17 protein-coding genes are annotated in these 18,506 nt (G+C 39.1%); 6 read left to right on the top strand and 11 right to left on the bottom strand.

The genetic code is table 11. From position 1 onward, the window contains the following. Nucleotides 1–3: 3 nt before the first annotated feature. The 4 genes from PMAN_RS08465 to PMAN_RS08450 all read left to right on the top strand — a co-directional run bounded on the left by PMAN_RS08465 (nt 4) and on the right by PMAN_RS08450 (nt 4,381). Nucleotides 4–225 carry a hypothetical protein gene (locus PMAN_RS08465; RefSeq protein WP_010557282.1) on the top strand — a complete coding sequence of 74 codons (222 nt, stop codon included), beginning with the start codon at nt 4–6 and terminating at the stop codon, nt 223–225. A 243-nt stretch (nt 226–468) separates the two neighbouring features. Further along, nucleotides 469–1,791: a methyl-accepting chemotaxis protein gene (locus PMAN_RS19215; RefSeq protein ID WP_010557283.1), complete on the top strand. Its 1,323-nt coding sequence runs from the start codon at nt 469–471 to the stop codon at nt 1,789–1,791. A gap of 403 nt (nt 1,792–2,194) precedes the next feature. After that, complete coding sequence (locus PMAN_RS08455) at nt 2,195–3,262, top strand: hypothetical protein (RefSeq protein WP_010557284.1); 1,068 nt, start codon at nt 2,195–2,197, stop codon at nt 3,260–3,262. Between the two features lie 54 nt (nt 3,263–3,316). Further along, nucleotides 3,317–4,381, top strand: coding sequence for a hypothetical protein (locus PMAN_RS08450; RefSeq protein WP_010557285.1), 1,065 nt, complete (start codon nt 3,317–3,319; stop codon nt 4,379–4,381). 46 nt (nt 4,382–4,427) lie between these two features. On the opposite strand, the gene ttcA is transcribed toward PMAN_RS08450, so the two are convergent. The 11 genes from ttcA to ccoN form a co-directional block, all read right to left on the bottom strand. Then, nucleotides 4,428–5,339 carry a tRNA 2-thiocytidine(32) synthetase TtcA gene (gene ttcA / locus PMAN_RS08445; protein WP_008126427.1) on the bottom strand — a complete coding sequence of 304 codons (912 nt, stop codon included), beginning with the start codon at nt 5,337–5,339 and terminating at the stop codon, nt 4,428–4,430. 95 nt (nt 5,340–5,434) lie between these two features. Continuing rightward, nucleotides 5,435–6,361 carry a universal stress protein UspE gene (uspE, locus tag PMAN_RS08440; RefSeq protein ID WP_010557286.1) on the bottom strand — a complete coding sequence of 309 codons (927 nt, stop codon included), beginning with the start codon at nt 6,359–6,361 and terminating at the stop codon, nt 5,435–5,437. Between the two features lie 100 nt (nt 6,362–6,461). Then, on the bottom strand, nt 6,462–7,193 hold the full coding sequence (locus tag PMAN_RS08435) for an FNR family transcription factor (RefSeq protein ID WP_006794303.1): 732 nt from the start codon (nt 7,191–7,193) through the stop codon (nt 6,462–6,464). A gap of 67 nt (nt 7,194–7,260) precedes the next feature. Then, complete coding sequence (locus PMAN_RS08430) at nt 7,261–7,932, bottom strand: sulfite exporter TauE/SafE family protein (protein ID WP_010557287.1); 672 nt, start codon at nt 7,930–7,932, stop codon at nt 7,261–7,263. Next, a complete protein-coding gene (gene ccoS, locus PMAN_RS08425; RefSeq protein ID WP_006794301.1) occupies nt 7,925–8,092 on the bottom strand; it encodes a cbb3-type cytochrome oxidase assembly protein CcoS in 168 nt (55 codons plus the stop codon). The genes PMAN_RS08430 and ccoS overlap by 8 nt, the downstream gene beginning before the upstream one ends. After that, the gene (locus PMAN_RS08420; RefSeq protein WP_010557288.1) at nt 8,089–10,464 is read right to left on the bottom strand and encodes a heavy metal translocating P-type ATPase; all 2,376 of its coding nucleotides are present in this window, start codon (nt 10,462–10,464) and stop codon (nt 8,089–8,091) included. Before PMAN_RS08420 ends, ccoS begins: the two co-directional genes overlap by 4 nt. 8 nt (nt 10,465–10,472) lie before the next feature. Further along, nucleotides 10,473–10,964 carry a FixH family protein gene (locus PMAN_RS08415; protein WP_006794299.1) on the bottom strand — a complete coding sequence of 164 codons (492 nt, stop codon included), beginning with the start codon at nt 10,962–10,964 and terminating at the stop codon, nt 10,473–10,475. Nucleotides 10,965–11,113: 149 nt separating this feature from the next. Then, a complete protein-coding gene (locus PMAN_RS08410) occupies nt 11,114–12,148 on the bottom strand; it encodes a c-type cytochrome (protein ID WP_010557289.1) in 1,035 nt (344 codons plus the stop codon). Beyond that, the gene (locus PMAN_RS08405) at nt 12,145–12,330 is read right to left on the bottom strand and encodes a CcoQ/FixQ family Cbb3-type cytochrome c oxidase assembly chaperone (RefSeq protein ID WP_006794297.1); all 186 of its coding nucleotides are present in this window, start codon (nt 12,328–12,330) and stop codon (nt 12,145–12,147) included. Before PMAN_RS08405 ends, PMAN_RS08410 begins: the two co-directional genes overlap by 4 nt. Nucleotides 12,331–12,335: 5 nt before the next feature. Then, a complete protein-coding gene (gene ccoO, locus PMAN_RS08400; protein ID WP_010557290.1) occupies nt 12,336–13,010 on the bottom strand; it encodes a cytochrome-c oxidase, cbb3-type subunit II in 675 nt (224 codons plus the stop codon). Between the two features lie 12 nt (nt 13,011–13,022). Next, nucleotides 13,023–14,456 carry a cytochrome-c oxidase, cbb3-type subunit I gene (gene ccoN / locus PMAN_RS08395; RefSeq protein ID WP_006794295.1) on the bottom strand — a complete coding sequence of 478 codons (1,434 nt, stop codon included), beginning with the start codon at nt 14,454–14,456 and terminating at the stop codon, nt 13,023–13,025. A gap of 337 nt (nt 14,457–14,793) precedes the next feature. Here ccoN and PMAN_RS08390 point away from each other — a divergent pair, with 337 nt between their 5' ends. Next, nucleotides 14,794–15,219, top strand: a complete 426-nt coding sequence (locus tag PMAN_RS08390; RefSeq protein ID WP_010557291.1) for a hypothetical protein — start codon at nt 14,794–14,796, stop codon at nt 15,217–15,219. 784 nt (nt 15,220–16,003) lie between these two features. Then, nucleotides 16,004–18,448 carry a TonB-dependent receptor gene (locus tag PMAN_RS08385; protein WP_010557292.1) on the top strand — a complete coding sequence of 815 codons (2,445 nt, stop codon included), beginning with the start codon at nt 16,004–16,006 and terminating at the stop codon, nt 18,446–18,448. The last annotated feature ends 58 nt before the right edge of the window (nt 18,449–18,506 follow it).

Raw genomic sequence — 18,506 nt, 5'->3', positions numbered from 1 at the left:
CTTATGAAAACCTCATTTACAATAAATCGCATTACTACAAGTTCTGGCATATTTAGAGTAAAAGGGCTGTGGTGCACCCAATACGAAAACATCGATAGCGTAGAAATAACCTCGCTACAAATAATGGGAACAGACGGTTGGGTACGTGTAAGTCACCAATATGAAGAAAACGCCCAGTGCATAGAAACGTTATTACCTGCACTATTACTGCATTTAAAAGCGTAAATGGGGCTTAAACAGTGATTTTAGTAAAATAGCCCGTTGTAAAGTTTGACTTATATGGAGGCTATATTAAAGTAATAAATGGTCCCAAATGTGTGTTAAGTATTTACTTTACCATGTAAAAGTCTTGGTTTTGGTTGAACTTTAAGCAAATTATTTAACGCTAGGGCAAATTTCATTTATCACGTAGATAAATTAGCCTCTGCATTTATAAATTTCATACCTTGAGTATTAGTAAGGATATTAATGTTTTTTTCTAATAGTAAACAAAACGAAATAGCATCTTTAAAAGCAGAGCTTTACCCACTACAACAAGTATGGGAAGGCCTTAATCGTGAAATGCTAGTAATTAATATTCTTTATGACGGACGAATTTCCCACGCAAACGAGCAGCTCCTTAATATGCTGGGCTATCGAGAAAATCATATTATTAATACTCCGCTTGTAGATATTATTTCTGAACATTCCCAGCACTCTGACGAGTACAAAAGCTTACAAAAAGCGATTAAAAAAGAGGGCCATTGGGGGGGCGCGTTACAATTTATTCGCCAAGATGGTCAAGTTGAGTGGTTACGTTTAATTGTTCACCCTGTAAAAGGAGAACAAGATCAGCTTTTATATTTTTCTATTTTTTGTACTGTATTAACCAAAACAATTTCAGCATCGCGTGAGCAAAGTGACACAATCAAGGCGATTTACCGATCAATGGCGGTTATTGAATTTGATTTAGAAGGACATGCATTAAAGGCTAATCAGCAATTTTTAGATGCAATGGGCTACAAAGAAAAAGAAATATTAGGCCAACATCACCGTATTTTTTGTGAGCGCGAAGAGTCAGAATCACAAGAGTATCAGGCCTTTTGGTCAAAACTCAGGCAAGGACAGTTTATAGCGTCTCGATTTAAACGTGTTGATAAACATGGGAACATTGTCTGGTTAGAGGCCTCTTACAATCCTATTTCTAATGATGCCGGAAAGCTTTATAAAGTAATGAAGTTTGCGACTGTCATTACGGAGCAAGTAAACCGAGAAATTGCGATTTCTCAAGCCGCCGAAATTGCCTACAGCACCTCAACACAAACAGATAAAAAAGCAGAACAAGGCGCTGAAGTAATTAAAGACACAGTGGCTGTTATGACAGAGCTTGCTATAAATATGGAGCAAGCGGCCAGCGAAATCTCTGCATTGGATCAACAATCTCAACAAATAGCGAGCATTGTGCAAAGCATTAGCAGTATTGCTGAGCAAACTAATTTACTTGCACTCAATGCAGCTATTGAGGCCGCCCGTGCTGGTGAGCAAGGTCGGGGGTTTGCCGTTGTAGCAGACGAGGTTCGTTTACTCGCATCACGTACATCTAAAGCAACAGAGGAAATTGTTGAAGTTGTACAGCGTAACCAATCGCAAACCCAAAACACGGTTGATGTAATCGAAAAAGGGAAAGAAAAAGCAGAGCAAGGCTTAGCTTTATCTAAAGAGTCGGGCAATGTTATGAGTGAAATACAAAATGGTGCTCAAGAAGTTGTAAATGCTATAGGGCAATTTACAAGCGAACTTAAAGGTCAATAAAGTCAGTTAAAAATTTTTGCCAAGCCTAAACCACGTTTAGGCTTGGCAAAATAGATTGCACTCCTCAGCTATATTTTTCACAAACCCACCATATAATTCCAAAAAAGACAATTTTTAAGTTGTTGATTAAAAATAAATTTTGTTTTGATCCTATATAAATGATAATAAATTGTTGCATTTTTGTTCTTTGTTCCTAATACTGGTCATTGTCTGGACTGATCAGTCAGACTAATTTGCTTAACTAAGTACATTACTAAAGGCAGGTAAAATAGAGTTATAACTCGCTGATACTAGAGTCAGGTTATTCCCTGTAATGCTTAATTAATATTGAAGATCAGTAATAAAAGACATTAATAATGAATACCTTAACTAATAATATTTAACACACACATTAAGGAATTTTATGAACAACACACACACACACAAGTGGATAAAACCTCAGCATATAGTGGGCGCATGCCTTGCTATGCTAATGAGTTTTTCAGCTGCAAGTAAAGATCACAAAATAATATTAATTCATGGTTTGCAGGTATCTCAAATAACCAATAAATCAGGTAGCGACGTTGTAAATGATGGCGAAACATATTGGCAGTCGTATTGGAATAACAGAGCAGATGAACGAATTGATTGGCCTGCCTACGAGCGTGTTGAAGGTAAAATAGCAACAGATTGGGTTTGGCCTAAATTAAAGCAGTTATCTCGCTCAAACTTATGTGCTGATGGCTGTGTATTAGTGACACACTCTACAGGGGATTTAATTGCTCGCCATATTATTGATAACCAAGCAAACTGGTTAGAAAACGCAGGGCTTTCTCCACTCAATATTGTTGCTACATTTGATTTAGCCGGTGCTGGTGGCGGTAGTGAACTTGCTGATGTTGCTGTAAGCGCACTTACAGGTGCATCGTGGAATTTTGCTATAGATGCTGCACTTAGATGGTGGCTAGGAAGCGATGTTACCGAAGCGGTTGGCGTTTTACACGATTTAAAAGTAAATAATGCGCGTAAAATATCTCCATTCCCAGATGCGCGTACACCTCGTTTACGTTTTGTTGCCGACGGTAATGAATACTTAGGGATCACTGGCGCATTTTTAAAAGGTAATGATGATTCGGTTGTTGCGTCGCACTCATCATGTGGTGCAAGCTCTGCACGGTCATTTGGTAGCTGTAGCAGCAGTATTGATACTGATGGTCGATTAAAATCACAAAGTGATGCGGTAAATAGTTTTATGCCTAACCATTACCCTATGATGATGAGTGACAGCTACAGCCATAATGAAATTCATAATGCTCAGCGTAAAGGTAATGTAACCATTGCTATGAATAACATTAATGTCGACGGACAAAATGTTGGCTTTAATACATTTGATCAAACAACAGGGTCGTGGTTTTGGAAAAAGAACTACCGTTATATTAAAAACTCAAACACAACGAGTGCTTCTGCATTAATTTATAATGTGATCCCATAAACGTTAAATGTGCAGCTTAATTAAGCTGCACTTTTTATAAGGATTGAGCTATTAATGATAAAACAAATCCTAGTAGTCGTTTCGGTAATGGCTTTACTGGCTTTACTGGCTTTATTAGTTTGGCCCTCTCAAGAAGAGGCTAAAGTTGAAGTCGCTGTTGTTAAGATAAAACAGCCTTTGCCCGCTGAGAGTAAATTAAACATACACGCAACCACTGCAAACTTACCCGCTAAATCACCACCAAAACAAAAAGTAACAACAGATTATAATAGCAACTTAGCAAAAGCAGCAGAGCAGGTAGCTACTCAATACGAGCGTGCGCTTAAATATCCGCCATATTCACAACCATTGTCTGAATTTGATGAAGACCGTTTAAAACCTAATCAATTTTACCCTGTTGAAAGTCCAATAGACGACAAAGGAAATGCGGTTACAGTCAGCCTTAGTAAATATAGGTTTGTGTATCCAGAAGAAATAACATTAAAAGTCAGCGCAGGTGGCCTTAAAAATGTGAATGTAGAGCTTGCCAATACAGATACAAAAGAGACTGTAACAACCTATAAAAGTAATGCACAAGATGGCGAAGCCAATGTTATTTTTAAAGCTGAGGAAGACTATCCGCGAAATTTACAAATATTTGTTGAAGCAAATGTTGATGGAAAACAAATCCCTGTAGTGGCGCAAATTCAATATATGCCACCGAGTGCGACACTTATTGGTTTTGAGTCGGCATACCCACAAAGCGAAAACATGCTTATACCCGCCAATTTAAAAGTAGTAAAAAAGGGCTTGTACCGTATTCGGGCGAACCTTTTTACTGGCGACACACCACTTGCGCACTTGGTGAGTAAACAACGTTTAAGTGAAGGAAGCCAAACTATTGATTTAAAAGCGCACTGGTCAATTTTGCCGCAAGGCATGGCTGATATGCGTTTGAGTGGATTTGTAATTGAAAGGATGTCGCCAAGTCCTGGCGAGCGAAACAGTTTTGGTAATAGTGAAATTAGCCACTTTGATATAAATGACTTTCCTTTTGACAGTTTACAACAGCTGCCATACCAACCTAATGAGCAAGAAAAATTAAGCTTGGAGTTTTTAAGAGGATTAGCCGACGGTTAAACTAGTTTTGGGTTTGCTTTAATGCAAACCCAAAAATATAACTTAGTTAGCTTAAGTTAATTGTAACAACGCCAGCGTTTTCTTCGTCTGTATCGCTGTTGACAGGTACTTTAGGAATATCTGGCTTGTCGAGTGCAATATCGCCGCCATCAATCACTTCACCCGTTTTTAGGTTTTCAAAATCAAATAATTCAGCATCGGCTAAATGAGAAGGCACAACATTTTGCATGGCTGTAAAAATACTCTCAATGCGACCCGGATGATCTTTATTCCATTGCGCTAACATGTTTTTTGTATGTTTACGCTGCAAGTTTTCTTGAGAACCACACAAGTTACACGGAATGATAGGATAGCCTTGAGTAAACGCGTATTTGCTAATGTCTGCTTCTTTACAGTAGGCAAGCGGGCGGATAACCATATGCTCGCCGTTGTCGCTCATTAATTTAGCAGGCATACTTTTTAGTTTTCCACCATAAAACATGTTTAAAAACAGTGTTTCAATCATGTCGTCACGGTGATGACCAAGAGCAATTTTAGTTGCACCAAGCTCTTTAGCTGTGCGGTATAAAATACCACGGCGTAAGCGAGAACACAGCGAGCAGGTGGTTTTACCTTCAGGAATTATGTCGGTTACAATACTGTAGGTATCTTCTTCTACAATTTTGTACTCTACATCGAGTTTATCTAGGTACTCTGGCAATACATGTTCAGGGAAGCCGGGCTGCTTTTGGTCTAAATTAACAACTACAAGATCAAATTTAATGGGGGCAACACGTTTAAGGTGCTGCAGCATTTCAAGCATTGTATAGCTATCTTTACCACCAGAGAGGCAAACCATTATACGGTCACCTTCTTCAATCATGTTAAAGTCCATAACGGCTTGGCCAGTTAAACGGCGTAAACGCTTTTGTAACTTATTAAAGTTATATTGAGCTTTGGCTTGAGCTGAGTTAGACACTACGCCCCCTTAGTAAACAATGCAGCAAATTACTTGCTAGAAATAAAGGGGCGTATTATATGTTATTAGCATATCGGGAGCTACAGCAAAATTTACTAATCTTTTGCCAGTGGGCTAACGTAGCCGTCTGGTTTTAGTGCTAATACATCGCAGTCTAGGCTATCTATTACATGCTCTGCAGTATTGCCAACTAGCGCAGCACTTAACCCAGTACGGCCAACAGTTCCAATAACCACTAATTCACTATTCAAACGATTTGCAATATCAGGAATTACATCTTCTGGTAAGCCTTCTTCAATAAAGCATTGCTCAGTAGTTAATGTAAATTCAGTAGCCAGTGCATTAGTTGATTCTATATGGTGTTTTTTAACTGATTCGTTGTAAAGACTTGGATTAAACTCTGGTATTTCAATAGCTATATTAATAGGGGTGGCAGGATATGCATTGACTAAGTTAAGTTTTGCATTAGCAAGCTCACATAAAAATTGCGCGTCTTTAATTATTCGTTTGTTTAACGCTATATGCTGATCATTTTCGCTCACTGCGTTAACAGCAGCTAAAATATTGCCATTTTCAGGCCATGCCATTTCTTTTACAAATAATACTGGAGTAGGGCATTTACGCACCAAATGCCAATCTGTAGGGGTAAATATTACCGATTTTAGTGCGCCATGTTGATGAGTACTTTTAATGACTAAATCGTAATTTTGATCGATAACTGTATCAATAATGGCTTCGTAAGGGCGGTTATGCCAAACAACTAATGTTTCAATATTTAAGTTATTGTAAGGTGAAACTAAATCGTTGAGCCAGAGCTCGCGGTCTTTTAAAACGGCTTCGCGCATCGCTTCACGCTCATCGCCTGAAAGCATCGTTGTCATTTCATAAGAGAAGTCATAGACCGTCATGAATGCTGTAATTGTTGCGCCAGATTTTTTTGCCAGTTCGACTGAGCGCGCTAAACCATGTTGATCGTCTTTGGTAGGGTCAATAACCGCGAGAATGCGTTTAATTGTGTTCATGTGCTACTCCATTTATCTAACTGGTGTACTTTTAGTGTAACTCAAATACAAAACAGTTAAAGGCTTAGCACATAAATTGTTGTTCTATATCAATGTATACCTATTTAACAATGGCTGCTGCCTTAGCGAGTGCATCATTATCTAAAATAGTAATAAACTTGCCTTCTACTTTAATTAAATCGGCTTTTTGAAAGCGACTCAATAAACGGCTAATGGTTTCTACTGTAAGGCCTAAGTAATTACCTATTTCACCACGGGTCATAGTAAACCTAAACTCTTTACGCGAAAAACCACGCTCACCAAATCGCTCAGACAAGTTATAAATAAAACTAGCTAGGCGTTCTTCTGCCGATTTTTTGTTAAGCAGTAAAAGCATTTCTTGATCGTAGGTAATTTCACTGCTCATTAAACGCATTATCTGCTGGCGTAGTTTAGGTAATTTACCTGCAAGCTCGTCAAGAGTGTCGAAGGGAATTTCGCAAATCATTGAGGTTTCTAGGGCTTGAGAAAAGCTCTGATGTGCCATTTTACTAATGGCATCAAAACCAACTAAGTCACCTGCTAAATGAAAGCCTGTAATTTGCTCATCACCTTGCTCAGACAAGGTGTATGATTTAAATGAGCCAGAGCGTACAGCATAAATCGCTTTTAATGGTGCACCCGATTCAAATAAATAGTCACCTTTGTGTAATGGTTTTTTTCGCTCAATAATTTCGTCAAGCTTATCCATTTCTTGGCCATTTAACGAAAACGGTAAACACAACTGGCTTATGCTGCAGTTATTACAGCTAATAGCACAATTACCTTTAGCGCGACTTTGAGTGAAATCCATAATTTTATCCGTTTTAGTTTTTATATATAGGGGCAAATAAACCTGAAAAGGTTAATACATATTAACATTAATGTACTAACTTGTCGGTTGCAATAATCAATAAGTAGATACCATACCAAATTATAACACTGCCTAATGCTATTCGGGTCCAAGGATGATTTATTATACTATTGAGTTTTTGCGCAGTGATCCCTACTGTGATCATGGCAGGAAATGTACCTAGTGCAAAACATAGCATAACCATTGCGCCATCAAATGCTGTTGGGCTCGTCATTGCCCAGGTTAGCGCTGAATAAACCAAACCGCACGGAAGCCAGCCCCATAAAGCCCCATAGCCTATGGCTTTTACTGTTGAGTCAACCGGCATTAAATATTTGTTAAGCTTAATAATATGCTGCCAAATAAGTGTTTTACCCACTTTTTCAAGCCATTGAAGTGTAGGTCCTAAGCGCATTATGTAAACGCCTACTAACAGCATAAAAATTGCTGCAATAAATGAAAGCGTTACAGAGAATGATGTGTTTTGTTTAGCAAATTGGCTGCTTATACCCGCAACGAGTGAGCCTGCAAGCATGTAACTTATTGCTCGCCCTGTATTATAAGCAAATGAATAGGTAAGTGTTTTACGTTTGTCGCTGGCTAATTGTAACGAGCTGGCAATCCCTCCACACATTGCTATGCAGTGGCCGCTGCCAATCAAACCCATTAAAAATGCGCTAATGTATAAAGGGTCAATCATTACTTTTATTATGCTGCTCTTTGTCATCTTCAAACAAAATACTGTGGCCTTGTTTGTTCAAATCAGAAAACTGCTCGCTTCTTACAGCCCAAAAAAATACACCAATGGCAATAAGCACAAACAATATGGCAATGGGGATCAAAATATAAATTATGCTCATAACTTTAATAGCCTTAGTGAATTACAAATCACAATAATTGAGCTGGCAGACATGCCAATGACAGCCATCCATGGAGCGACTAACCCGAGCGCTGCAAGCGGTAATATTGAACCATTATATAATAAAGACAATGTTAGGTTTTGTTTAATAATACGCCGGGTCTGTTTAGCTATATTGAGTAAGTGATCAATAGACGCTAAATCGCTATTTAGCAGTACAACATCGGCGCTGTTTTTTGATATATCAGCGCCAGTTTCCATTGCAATAGACAAATGGGCGCTTGCAAATACTGGGCTATCGTTTATGCCATCACCCACCATAGCGACCACTTCATTTTGAGATGAAAATGCCTCTACGGCTGTTTGTTTATCCTGTGGTGAGCAACCAGATTGCACGCTGTCTAAGTTCAATTGCTTAGCTACTTTTTTGCCCGCATCTGACGCATCGCCAGTAAGCATGTGGCAAGTTAATTGCTGCGCATGTAACGATTTAATTAAACTTTGAGCATCGTGCTTTACTTTATCTACAAAATAAAAACGTGCCACAACGTGTTTGTTTATATACAAACTGGCTTGCGCGTTTGTTTTTTTACTGTCAAACCAACCACTTTTACCTATAGCGTAGTGGGTGGTTTCATCTTGTGCGCTAATCCCTAAACCTGCGTGCACTTCAATGTTATGAAGGCTATGTTTTGCTGGAGTGTAGCCGTCAAATGCACTTGCAATCGGGTGCTCAGAAAAGCGCTCCAAAATTGCTGCAATAGCCATTACATCATCTTTTGAGTAGCTGTTATCGATAATATCTACTTCATCAAGGCTAAATTTACCTTGTGTGAGTGTGCCTGTTTTATCAAATGCAAATAAAGTTAGTTTCGAGAGGGTTTCAAGTACATGGGCTTGTTTAATTAAAATCCCCTTTTTGGTTAGGCTGGCAATTGCACAGGTTAGGGCTGTCGGTATTGCTAGGCTTAAAGCGCAAGGGCAGGTTGCGACTAATACTGAAATAGTAATCCAAAAAGCGTGTTCCGGATCAATTTGATACCAACCAATGGCGGTCAACGAGGCAAATACCAATAAGCAAGCTACAAACCCTTGTGCTACTTTATCGGTTATTTCGACCAGCTTAGGCCGCTTTGTGAGCGCATTGTGTTGCAGACGAATAATTTGATTTAAAAGGGTGTTTTGGCCTATTTTATTTATTTTAATTTCAATAACACCATCGTGGTTTACACAGCCGGCATACACATTATGGCCTATGAACTTGTTAACCGGTTGGTGCTCGCCAGTCATCATTGATTCATCAACCGTCGTTTTACCTTTAATGAGTTCGCCGTCGGCGGGAATGGTTTCACCTGCTTTAATAAGCACAACATCATTAAGTTTAAGCTTTTTAGCCGCAATAATTAGCTCTTCACCACTATCTGTAAGTGTGCGAGCCGTTAATGGTAGTAACTTTTGAAGGTTTGCTGTGTATTCACTCGCTTTTAAACGCGCTCTAAATTCTAAATATTTACCTAATAATAATAAAAAGGTAAACATGCAAATAGATTCAAAATATACCTCACCAACTTGCATAACTGTTGCATAACAACTGGCTCCGTAGGCGCCAAAAATTGCTAAAGAAACAGGTAAATCCATATTAAGCTGTTTAGCTTTTAAGCCGTTAATTGCGTTGGTTAAGAAGGGCAGCGCACTATACAAAATAACAGGAGAAGCTAATACAAGGCTTATCCATCTAAAGTACTGTTCAAAATTACTATCCATACCTGAAAACATGCCAAAATACATGGCAAATGCAAACATCATTACTTGCATTGTCATTAGGCCTGCCACACCCAAGCGGCGAATATACGCTTTAGCAGTTTGTTGTTTTTGTTGTGCTTCGGTATCGGCCTGAAATGGATATGCTTTGTAGCCTATTTTAGCTAAGGCGGTAATAACATCACTCAGTGGGGTCGCTGTTTTGTCCCACTGGATCATTGCACGGTTAGTTGAGGTATTTACATCTACCCGTTTTACAGTGTTTAAACTCAATAATTGCTTTTCTATAAGCCACGCACATGCGGCGCACGTAATGCCTTCAACACTCAGTAATACCTCTGAAATATTGTTGCTTGTGGCTATAAATTCATCTTGAATATCTTCGTTGTCGTAACTTTTAATAAACGCCAATTGCTCAGGAACAAGTTGCTCTACTTTACCCGCACTGACTGTGCGGTATTTGTAGTAATCAGTCATTCCTTGCTCAACAATATTTTGCGCTACGGCCTGGCAGCCAATGCAACACATTGGCTGAGGGGTATCGTCTATTGTTACTGTGGCGCTAAATCCCTTTGGCACACTTTCAAGGCAATGAAAGCAAGAATTAGACATAATAATAACTACTTATAGTTTGGCGTAACTAAAACGGTTTCAACCGTAGGTAGGGTAATGTTTTCTTTTAGTTTCCATGTTTTATCGATAGGTTCAACAAAAATGGAATAGGCACCTTCAGTGTAATTTTCAAGAAGTGCGGTGAATTCTTTGTTTGCATTCGCTGTAAGTGTCGCTTCAAAGTCGTGCGCTTTGATTGTACGGTGGTAAAACGACACTTTTAAAGCAGATACATTACTGCTATCGCCTTTGGTAAATTTAAAACTCACTCGGTCGTTAGTTACGGCTAATTCACCATGTAAGTAAAGTGCTTTTGCTTTCTCGAACTTACTGAGCTCTAAATTAATTGCTTTACCTTTTTTATAGTAATCATCAACGACCATATCTGGGCCATTGCCAATTGCCGTTATTAGTAAAGTAATACAGCCAACAATAGCTGCTAGCGGGAAAAAAATTAAAAACCAAGGCCAAAAGTTTTTATACCACGGAGTAGGTTGCATAGTGACTCTAATATTAGTTTCGAAGAGGTTATTTTATAGTAATTGTACGTAAAAGACTAAAAAAAAGCCTCCAAGTGGAGGCTTTTTTGATCTGGATTAATCTATTGAATTTAATAAATTAATTTATAAACATTCTATTAACAGCGTGCTTATTTATCTTGCGATAAGTTGTAAACGTACGCAGTTAAAAGGTGGATTTTATCTTCACCTAAAATGTCTTTCCACGCTGGCATTACACCGGCACGACCGTTAAGCAGTGTTTCTTCAACGGCACGTTGAGAACCACCGTATAACCATATGTTGTCGGTTAAGTTTGGTGCGCCAAACGGTAGGTTATGAGCAACTGACCCTTTGCCGTCTGCACCGTGACACGCTGCACACATAGCAAACTTAGCTGCACCAGCGGCTGCATCTTTTTGGTTTACTGTACGACCAGAAAGGCTCAACACGTGTGCTGTCATTTCTTTTATACCTTGCTCACCTAATGCTGCACCCCAAGGAGGCATAGCTGCAACACGACCAATTAGGAGTGTTTCTCTAATTTTGTCTGGTGTGCCACCATATAACCAGTCTTTATCAGTTAGGTTAGGGAAGCCAATACCACCACGCGCGTCAGAGCCGTGACATTGTGCACAGTTTTGAGAGAATAAACGCTGGCCAATTTCTAGCGCTAATTGACCATCTGTTTGCTCATGCTCTGTGCCATTTTCAAGAGCTAGCTGCTGCGCTGCATCACCATCAATTTTAGATTGAACTAAATCTAAAACAGGTACTTTTGCAAGTCGGTTAAAAATAGGACCAAAACGCTCTTCTGCTGCTTCATACTCTTTATCAAGTTTTACAAAACGGCCTTCTTCAGCTGCTAACTTAACGGCTTCTTTCGATTCCGCTAAAGAGGTAATACCCTGATTAGAGCTTGTCCATTTACCTAACCCTTCCCAGTTACCTAAACCTGGGTATGCTGCTAGGTAATAAACAGACCAAATAAACGTTGCGAAGAACATGTAAGTCCACCACTTAGGTAGCGGATTGTTCAGTTCGGTAATACCGTCATACTCATGCCCACAATCTTCACCTTCTTCAACACCAGCGTAGTTTTTTAAGTTCCACACTAATAGGCCAAAGATAATAATTAAGCATGCTAGGGTTAAAACAATAACCCAAATACTCCAAAAGCTAGTCATTTTTCAGACTCCTTTTCCTCGTTAGAGAGTGTGTTGTTATGTTTTTTTTCATCTTCAAAAATGGCATTAGCGGCGTCGTCAAAACGATTTTTGGTACGCTTGCTGTATGCCCATACAACAATCACAATAAACAATACTAAAATTACCAGAGTTAAAATGCCTCTGTATGTTCCGTAATCCATAATAATTACTTCAAGTGCGTGCCAAGCTGTTGCAAATAAGCGATAAGGGCTTGCATTTCTGTTGCACCTTTACCGTCATTCATTGCATCAACTTTGGCAACGTCAGCTATTAGTTCTTCATTGCTACCGTAACCTAACCCCGGATGTTTTGGGTTTTCTGGGTTAATAGCGAATGTATCACGGAAAATTTGTAGTTTTTTCAGAGTTAAGCTGGTATCAACTGTGTTCTCTGCTAACCAAGGGAAACCTGGCATATTAGACTCAGGAACCACATCACGCGGGTTCACTAAGTGAGCATAATGCCAATCGTCCGAGTAACGTTTACCAACACGAGCAAGGTCAGGTCCAGTACGTTTAGAACCCCATTGGAAAGGGTGATCCCATACTGACTCGCCTGCTACAGAGTAGTGGCCGTAACGTTCAACTTCGTCACGAAAAGGACGGATCATTTGTGAATGACAGTTATAACAACCTTCACGCACGTAAATATCGCGGCCTTCCATTTCTAATGCATTTAGAGGACGTAAGCCATCTACTGGTTTTGTTGTGTCGTCTTGGAACATAAGTGGAGTAATTTCAACTAATGCACCAAAGCTAATAGCAAAAACAGTCAGTATGGCCATAAGGCCAACGTTTTTTTCTACTATTTCATGTTTGTTTTGTGAATTTTTATTGCTCATCATCTCACTCCGTTATGCTAATTGTGCTTGCGCGTCTAACTTCAGTGATTCTTTTTCAGCTGAAATTGTACGGAAAACGTTATAAGCCATAACTAACATACCTGTTACGATGAATACACCGCCAACAAAACGCATTATGTAGAAAGGATGTGATGCTTCTAAAGACTGAACAAAGCTATACATTAATGTACCGTCAGCATTTACTGCACGCCACATAAGACCTTGCATTACACCTGAAATCCACATTGCAACAATGTATAAAACAACACCAACAGTGTGTAACCAGAAGTGTGTGTTAACAAGCTTAATGCTGTACATACGACCTTGTGCAAATAGTGCAGGGATAAGGTGATAAATAGCACCAATAGAAATCATAGCTACCCAACCAAGTGCACCTGAGTGAACGTGGCCTACAGTCCAATCTGTGTAATGAGATAACGCGTTCACAGATTTAATTGCCATCATTGGGCCTTCAAACGTAGACATACCGTAGAAAGAGAGTGATACAACTAAGAAACGAAGTACTGGGTCAGTTCGCAGTTTATGCCACGCACCCGATAAGGTCATTATACCGTTAATCATACCGCCCCAAGATGGAACGAATAAGATAATTGACATAACCATACCTAAACTTTGCGTCCAATCTGGAAGTGCAGTGTAGTGAAGGTGATGAGGACCAGCCCAAATGTATAGAGATACAAGCGCCCAAAAGTGAACGACCGATAAACGGTAAGAGTATACAGGGCGACCTGCTTGTTTAGGTACAAAGTAGTACATCATACCTAAGAAACCAGCTGTTAATAAGAAACCTACAGCGTTATGACCGTACCACCATTGAACCATCGCATCTACTGCACCTGCGTAGATAGAGTATGATTTAGTTAACGATACAGGCACTGCCATGCTGTTCACAATGTGCAGTACTGCAACAGTGATGATAAAGCCAGCATAGAACCAGTTAGCAACATAGATATGCGATACTTTACGTTTAATTAAAGTACCAAAAAATACAACTGCATAAATAATCCAAACAACAGCGATTAAAATATCGATTGGCCATTCTAGTTCAGCGTATTCTTTAGAGCTTGTAATACCTAATGGTAAGGTAATTACTGCTAATACAATAACTAGCTGCCAGCCCCAAAATGAAATTGCGGCAAGTTTGTCTGAGAAAAGGCGCGTTTGACAAGTACGTTGCACGACGTAATAAGACGTCGCAAAAAGTGCACTTGTACCAAATGCGAAAATTACTGCGTTCGTGTGTAACGGACGTAGTCGAGAGTAAGTTAACCATGGTGTATCAAAGTTAAGTGCTGGCCAAGCTAATTGGGCAGCAATCAGAACCCCAATACTCATGCCAACGATGCCCCAAATCACTGTCATAATAGCGAATTGGCGTACAACTTTATAGTTATACTCAGTTTGTGATGCTACTGTTTGGCTCATTTTCTGGCTTCCGCTGCAATAAATGCGTTTAGAAATGAATTACCCACTTAAAAAGTGGGGCCTACTATTACTTCACAAGCATGTTACCTAAAACGTTCAAAGCATGAATGCTTCAGAAAACAAACTCGAGAAACCCTAATTTTTGCGAGGGAAATAATAAAATTTTTGGCCTAAAAAAGATAGGTCAATTACGTAATATTATGACATCAATCAAACTTTGTGGCTTTGTTGTCTATTTTTTGATTAGCTGAGTGCCTAAATTTGATTATTTAGTGGGCCATGCTTGTCATTTATAAGCTTGATTATTAGTATCTGCTTTTATTCGGAGCGAATTTTTATGAAAGCAACCCAATTATGTTATGTGTTTTTGCTACTTTTATTGTTGACCGCCTGTGATTTTGATAATCAAAAAGACGCAAGCATACATAAAAATTCAAACTGCGAACCTAACCAAGAATGTACCTTCCCAAATAAAGTGAAAGTGTGGCTCAGTGATCAATCTCTTTCACCTGAAACACCTTTTACAATTTTCAGCAAATTACCCAACAATACAAAAATCAGCCAAGCAAAATTGAAAGGCATAACTATGTACATGGGATTTATCCCGCAGCAGTTTGTACAGCGAGGGGATTTGTGGCAAAGCGAAACAATGGTTGGCATTTGCTCAGAAAACAATATGCTTTGGACCCTTGAATTAACTGTTATAAATACAATCACTTCAACCGAAGATACCCTTAACTATTACTTTTATGTTACCTACTAACGAGCTTTAATAATATTACGAATTAACCAGTTAACCGATCACGTTTTATCCCAAATTTGTTGTTTACCTAAGCTTATAAACTTTTCTTTTTGATAGGTTCAAACTTGAACCTGTAATGCCAATGCCCAGCAAAACGTAATTAATTAAATGCACTAACCCTTTAGTCATTAGTGCTAAAATTTCAAAAAATACATCTAAAACTAATTTTGTAATTAGTCCTGTCAAAAGTGCGTAGTCACAAAGTTAAGCGTTCTTAAATGCCGTATTTATTCCAGCCAGCTAATTTGATTTATAACCATAGTTAATATCAAAATCTCACGTTATTCATATAGTGTAGACCAAATTATGAGCAGTTATGCCCACGCAAAATAAGCGAACTTATTATTCACTATGAAGCAAAAGCTTTTCTTATGAGTTAGCAACTTTCAGGTGCTTTTACCTTTTTAATAATGGGGTGTGATTAAGTTGTTAATACCTGAATTATTGCTAAACAACGGGTGTAATTACATTTGATTACAAAGTAGAGGTGTTTGATTTCATCTGTACTTTAATTGTATAAAAATTATTTTAACTTATTAATTTTAAATTGTATTTTTATATTAACAATGAAACAAGTAGTAACCTTTGTACCTTTTCTAGGTTGGTCTTTTTTGTCTTTGTCAAAAACCACTCAAGCGTTAAGTTTTCGTTCAGTTAAGTGCGCTTAAGTTGCCTGCCGACTCATTCTTCTTATAACAAATGAGCATTACCAATCTTGGTAAATTCCAACAAGTAGGATTCTTTCATGACTAAATCGACTCTTGGTCTAGCTGTAATAGCAGCCATCCCAATGTTTTCAAGTGTACATGTACTAGCAGCAGACGAAGCTGCAAATTCAATCGAAAAAATTCAGGTCACGGGTTCACGTATCAACCGTACTGATATAGAAACAGCCAGCCCAATTACCGTTATTGGCGATGACTTTATTGCAAAAAGTGGTTTCACTTCTGTTGCCGATATTCTCTCAACTCAGCCATCTGCTGCGGGTATAAGCCTTGGTGCTTCAAGTAATAATGGTTCAGGTGGTTCTGCAACTGTTAACTTACGTGGCATGGGATCACAACGTACCCTAGTGTTATTAAATGGTCGTCGTATGGTTTCTTCTGGAACCGGTGCAGACTCTTCAGTTGATTTAAATACCATTCCTGTTGCAATGATCAAATCAATTGAAATCTTAAAAGATGGTGCATCAGCGGTGTATGGGTCTGATGCAATTGCTGGTGTTGTTAACATTATCACCAAAAAAGATTTTGAAGGTACTGAGCTTAATGTTGAAGGAAGTCGCACAACTAAGGGTGATGGTAACAACTACGGTACTAGCTTATTACACGGCATGCAGGTTGCCGATGGTAACTTAGTTGTTGGTGCACAGTTTTCAAGCCGTGGCGAGGTGATTCAATCAGATCGTAGCTTTGTGCCTGCAGGGCAGTCTTCGTTTATTCCACAAGGTACGCTAGGCGGTAAAACATACGAAGGTAATGGTGAGTTTGCAGATAGAACAACGTCGTACGACTTTACTACATCGAGTTATGCACAAACACCAAACGATCTGTACAGTTTATTTACAAGCTTTGATAAAGAGCTAGACGCTGATACCACATTCAATGTTGACCTTATGTATACACGCCGTGATTCATCACAGCAATTGGCACCTCAACCAGCCAGTGTAGATTTACTTACAGCAAACCTTGATAACGAATACACCAATGCGTTTATTGTCGACGGTGAGCTTGCCGATTCGCTAGAGTATCGCAGAAGAATGGTTGATGCTGGGCCGCGAATATACGAGCAAACAACAGACACATACCGTGCATCAGTGGCATTACAAGGCGTCTTAGATAACGATGCAAGCTGGGATGTAAGTGCTACATACGGCAGAAACGACTCTAAAGATAAAGTACAAAACTCAATCAATGCAAGCCAAGTAGAGCAAAGTATTTACGCAAACCAAGCGGTTTGGTTTAGTGGTGATGCACTTAGCCGTGACTTTTTAACTGCTAACGATTCTATTTACACTGAAAGTAATGAAGGTGGAAATGAGCAGTTTATCTTATCTGCAGGTTACAGCGCACTAACCGATAACGATATTGGTTACGCAATAGGTATAGAGAACCGTTTTGAAAGTGGTTTTTATACACCCGATTTAATTACACAATTGGGCCAAAGTACAGCAGCACAGCAAGACCCTACTGAAGGTGACTATTCGGTACAGTCTATCTACTTTGAAACATCGATGCCGGTATTAGAAGTCGTGACACTTGAAGGGGCTGCACGTTACGATAATTACTCTACCTTTGGTGGTGAAACAACGTGGAAACTGGGTGCTACATGGGATGTAACAGATTCATTTATGGTTCGTTCTGTACTAGCTACCGGCTTTAGAGCGCCAAATGTTGCTGAACTATTTGGTGGCAACTCGGGCTCTTACGATTACCTAGCCGATCCATGGGGCAACGAGCAAGACGCACAAATTTTGGTAAATTACACCAGTGATGCAGACTTACAAGCAGAAGAAAGCCGTTCGTTTACATTTGGTATGGTATGGGAAGTAGTTGATGGTTTATCTACAACACTTGACTACTGGAAGTTTGACATTACAAACGCCATCACGCGTTTAGATGTACAAAACGAAATGAACAACTGTTTTGCGGGCGACACGCAATCGTGTGATTCGGTAAATATTACCCCAGCGGGTGATTTATCAAATTTAAGCTCAGCATTAACCAATGTTGGCTCTCAAAAAACGTCAGGTATTGATTGGAACATTGGTTACACCGCCGATAACTACCGTATTAACTTAGATACAACCTACTTGGTTGAATTTGAGCAAGATGATATTGATTATACGGGGACTATTGACGGTAACATTGGTGGTTACTCTAAAATCAAATCTAACTTATCTGTAAACTACGATTTGTCTGATGCGTTTAGTGTGCTTTATAACGCACGCTTTATTCGTGGCATGAGTGGCGACTACTACGGCGAGTCGTTCAGCACAGATAATGTTATTTATCACGATATTTCAATGACGTATAACCTAAATGAGTCACTGAAAGTGACAGGTGGTATGAATAATATTTTTGATAAAGAGCCAGAAGAAGTACTTGGCGGAAATGACATGGGCACCGTACCTGAGATTTACGACGTAATTGGTTCACGAGTATTCGCAAGTATTAACTATAAGTTTTAACTGCAAACAAATACTTTAACCAGTGTTTAAGTTAAATATTTAAACGAGTAAGGCTCCG

The sequence above is a fragment of the Pseudoalteromonas marina genome (assembly GCF_000238335.3).
Classification (GTDB): Bacteria; Pseudomonadota; Gammaproteobacteria; order Enterobacterales; family Alteromonadaceae; genus Pseudoalteromonas; species Pseudoalteromonas marina.
Note: the sequence above shows the minus strand (reverse complement) of the source record. Positions and strands in the feature narration are given on the sequence as shown.